This is a genomic window from Streptomyces aculeolatus (assembly GCF_020400605.1).
Lineage (GTDB): Bacteria > Actinomycetota > Actinomycetes > Streptomycetales > Streptomycetaceae > Streptomyces > Streptomyces aculeolatus.
Genome location: NZ_JAINRD010000079.1, coordinates 1 through 1050 on the forward strand (window position 1 = coordinate 1; position 1050 = coordinate 1050).

Here is a 1050-nt window from a genome sequence, read left to right on the forward strand (position 1 = left end):
ACGACCTCGTGCATGGTTGGCGGTGAGGCGTCGGGTCCTGATCGTCGATCATGGTCGTGTGGTGGGGAGCGCATCTCGTGCAGCGATCATCAGCGACCGGAGGATCACGGGCCTGTCGGCTGACGTGATCGCTGAACTCCTGGCCGAGGTAGGCCCGTTGTGGCACGAACGGCACCAGGCCAGGCTTGCGTCCAGGCCGCGGAAGCGGGCCCCGGGCGCCGGCGCGAAGCACCGGCTGGTCTTCATCGACCGGCTCCTGGCCACTCTTGTCCATCTTCGCCACGGAGTCACCCACGACGTGCTGGCCTGCTGGTTCGGGGTGGATCGCTCCACCATCACCCGGGCCGTGAACGAGGTGCGGCCTCTACTCGCCGAGCGAGGCTGCACCGTCAGTCCCGACGTGAGGCTGCGGTCGCTGGCCGAGGTCGTCGACCACCTCGGCGTGAGCGGGCAGACCGGCATCATCGACGGCACCGAGATCCGGGTCCGCCGGCCAGCCGTCGGACGCAAGCACCGGGACAAGTTCATCTCCGGCAAGAGCAAGCAGAACGCCGTCAAATCCATGGTCGTCACGGACGGCGAAGGCCGCGTGCTGTGGTGCAGCCCGGCCCGCCCCGCAAGCTGCGCGGACATCACCCACGCCCGTCAGTCCGGGCTGGTCAAGCTCCTGGTCGACGGGCCTGCGGTCGAGATCCTCGCCGATGCCGGCTACCAGGGCCTGGGGCCCCAGACCGGCGGACGAGTAGTGACACCACCGCACCGCAAGTTCAAGAAGAACGCCCCGCCCTGGTACGAGGAGATGCACGAACGACAGCGCAAGGCACACTCCTCACGACGCATCCGGGTCGAGCACGGCATCGCCCACCTCAAGAACTGGCGCGCTCTGACCCGCCACCTCGGTCGCCGCGAGCACATGAGCCACACCGTCCAGGCCATCGCCGGACTGCTGTCCCACCAGCAGACCGCAGACCTGACGTCGAAACGGCAGACCTGAACAACGAGACACCCCGCCATCCTCGACGCCTCACCGCCAACCATGCACGAGGTCGT

The 1050-nt window shown here is 68.0% G+C and carries 1 protein-coding gene; it reads left to right on the forward strand.

Annotated elements, in window-relative coordinates; genetic code table 11:
* Positions 1-994 (forward strand): transposase family protein (locus LG396_RS38780; RefSeq protein ID WP_308190168.1); only part of this gene is annotated, 994 nt, incomplete at its 5' end.
* Between the last annotated feature and the right edge of the window lie 56 nt (positions 995-1050).